At 70.6% G+C, this 3,062-nt stretch carries 2 protein-coding genes and 1 pseudogene; all 3 read right to left on the bottom strand.

The genetic code is table 11. The features are described 5' to 3' along the window. Nucleotides 1–775: pseudogene (locus tag ACAM49_RS39475) on the bottom strand (hypothetical protein); the annotation flags it as partial. Beyond that, on the bottom strand, nt 772–2,454 hold the full coding sequence (locus ACAM49_RS39470; RefSeq protein WP_369640624.1) for a cutinase family protein: 1,683 nt from the start codon (nt 2,452–2,454) through the stop codon (nt 772–774). The gene ACAM49_RS39470 and the pseudogene ACAM49_RS39475, both read right to left, overlap by 4 nt. A 17-nt stretch (nt 2,455–2,471) precedes the next feature. Next, a partial coding sequence (locus tag ACAM49_RS39465) for a hypothetical protein (protein WP_369640623.1) occupies nt 2,472–3,062 on the bottom strand: 591 nt, incomplete at its 5' end.

The raw sequence follows: 3,062 nt of genomic DNA, 5'->3' as shown, positions 1-3,062 counted from the left end.
CGGTCGGGGCCGCGGGTTGATCGAGGGCGGAGGCGGTCGGGGCGGCGGTGACCGCCGGTGCGGCGGCGGTGGGGGTGGCGACGCCCGATTTCGCGGAGGTGCTGTCGCCGGTGACCTTGGCGATCTGAACGGCGACGGCCGCGGTCACGGCGAGCACGGCCAGCAGGCCCAACAGCGGGACCATCCACTGGCGTCCGCTGAGATTCGGGGAGAAGCCGAATCTCTCCCGCTTCGGCGACGTTCGGGCCGGTCGCTTGAGCGGTCGGCGCTCGGTCGGGTAGCCGGGTGGCGGGCCGTCGAGGTCGCCGCGCGCGGGCCGCGAGGACGGATCGAAGGAGGCTCGGGCTTGCAGGACGTCGTAAGCCGTTCGGGCACGGGGGGATTTGTAGGTCGCCCGGCGGGGAGTGCCCGTCGGGCGGGCCGGTGCCTGCTCGGCCGATCGAGCGTGCTGCGGATGCTCGCTCGATCGGCTGTAGGGCAGGGCGTCGTGTGAGGCCGGACCGGGTTCGGAATACTCGTCGCCAGGCAGCGGACCGGGTTCGAAGTACTCGTCATCCGGCAGCGGGCGAGGCTCGAAGTATTCGTCGTCCTCGTCGCCGAAGTCGTCGTATTCGTCGTAGCCGGAGGCGTATTCGTCGTCCGGAACGCGTCGCGCGGCCCGCGGCTGGGCGGGTGCGCCGGTGATCCAATCCGACCAGCTGCCGGTGTACTCGTCGTCGCCCGGGTTCGGCGGTTCCGATCCCGTTGTCCGCGAATTCGATTCGGTGGTGCTCATGGCGTGGTCCGGCCGCTGAGATCGGGGATGAGGGGCGCCCCGCTGGTGGGTGGCGTGCTGGATCCGGGGCTCGTGTTGGATCCGGGGTTGAGGTCCAGCACCGAGGCCCCTGTGGTCGGGGTGGTGGTGGGTGTGGCGCCGCCGCCGAGCGGGAACTGCCCGTTCGCCGGGACGCTGGTGGTCACGGTCGAGGTGCCCGCGAAATCCATTCCCAGGCTGGGCTTGTCGCTGCCGCCGCCGGGAACCGCGCCCGGCTTGACGGCCCCGGACAGGTCGTGGGCGACGGCCGCGAACCACTGCCCGACCCAGTCGGTCGGGCTCTCGCCGAATCCGGCGCCCTGCGCGTGGGTGTAGTCGTGCTTCTGCGCGGTGTCCCAGTACCGCACCCAGGTGGTGATGTCGAGCAGATCCTTGTTGTCGGTGATGTTCTGGGTGACGGCCGAGAACGACTGGGTGACCAACCGGCTGATCGTGGTGGGCGGCACCAGATTGGTGACCGCGCCGAGCAGCTTGCCGCCGAATACCGCGAGCCCCGCGATCGGATTGGCGAGCCCGGCGGTGGCGATCTCGGCGATATTGGCGGGCGTCAGAATGTCCTTCACCACGGCCACAATCGAATTGATGGCAATGGTGCCGACCTTGAGCAGCGCCTGGAACGCGCCCGGGATATCGATCTGGGTGTTCGGATTGGAGGCGTCGGCAATGCGCTGCGAGATCGACTTCTGCGGCTGATACGACAGATCCGACAGCGACTTGCCCGACACATCGTTGTTCACCACCGAGGTGACGGTCTTGATCGAGGTGAACGCCAGCGCCTCCGCGATCGACTTCAGCGAGCCGATCGGGTCACCGGCCGAAAGCTCCACCTGCCCGGCGATATTGGCGACGGTTCGCACCAGCGGCGCGCCCACCGGGGTATCGCAGGCCAGATCGCCCTCGGTGCAGAATTCCGCGACCCGGCCGACCAGCTGCCCGAAGTTCTCGAGGGTCGCGCTGTCGGGTGCGATGCCCGCCCCGGAGGCGGTCTTGGTGGCGGGCGGATCCGAAAGTTGGGCCACCGCTTTGCCATCGGTGCCCGGTGCGGCCGTGGGCAGCTTCTGATCCGGTTTGCCCGGGAACAGCGGGGCGTTGGCATTGCGGTTGGGATCGCCGAAAAGTGCTACCGCCGCGATCTTCTCGGCCGCCACCGTGCCCTTGCCCGTGCCGACCTCCTCCGCGAACTGCGCGGCCACGTGCGCGCCCTGGGAGTACCCGGCGAGCGCCAATTTCGTGCTGGGGCAGCGTTCGACGACCTGTTTGGCCATGGAGCGCAGCCGGTCCAGCCCGTCGCCGACGGATTTGGTGTAGCTGACGGTGCTGACGCCGGTCGCCCCGCCGAAGGACGCCTCGTAGGGCACGTAGGCGCGATCGACCAGGCCCGCGTCGCTGGCGGCGGCCATCATGGGCCGGAACACCTCCGACAGCATGCCGGTGTCGGTGGTGACGGCGGCGTCGGGGGAGGATTCGCCGGTGCCCTGGATGCCGAGCGCGAACAGCGCCGGGCATTTGTCGATGGGGACCGTGGTGTCGGGCGGCCCGCCGTGGGCCAGCCCGACGGCGGCCGTGGCGACCACGGTGACCGCCGCGGTCATCAGGATGGAACTCCGGAACCCCAGGGTGGGCAGCAGTTTTCGATGCACGTCGCACCTCGTTCAGGTCATGGACTTCGGGTTGCCGCGCCGTGCTGCGCGCGTTCGGTGATCCGCGCCCCGGCGGTTCGCGCCGCGGTGAGGATCTGCTCGGCGAGAAGCCGAACCGGTTGCGGGGGAGTGCGGGTGGGGTCGCCGTCATCCACTGGTGAGCCACCGGCGGCGGGATCCCAGACCGCCAATTCATAGGGTTCGAGTGCGCGCCATTGCTCCAGCCAGCCCAGCCGCCAGGTGCGGGCGCCCAGGGCGAGGGCCAGTCCCTCCATTTCCTCGCGCCGCTGCGCCACCGGAACCGGCAGCGGGCGAGCGGCATCCGCGACGGTCAGCACGCCGACCACCTGGCTTCCGGCCGGGGTGGCCTGCGCCTCGTAGGCGAGCAGGGCGCGGTGCAGCGCGTTGACCCCGCGCAGATGACTGCGGCCCACCAGGACCACCAGCGGCGAATCCATATCGCCGGTAAGCCCGATCCGCGCGGGCCACCGCTGCCCGGCATCCCCGGCCCAGCTGAGACTGGCCGCCAGACTGCTCACCCCGGCACCCCCGTGCACCCCGACCAGCCACACGAGCGGGGGACGGGCGGGCCGGTTCGGGACGGCCCG

Origin of the sequence: Nocardia sp. JMUB6875, assembly GCF_041154655.1 — a bacterium.
Lineage (GTDB): Bacteria > Actinomycetota > Actinomycetes > Mycobacteriales > Mycobacteriaceae > Nocardia.
Note: the sequence above shows the minus strand (reverse complement) of the source record. Positions and strands in the feature narration are given on the sequence as shown.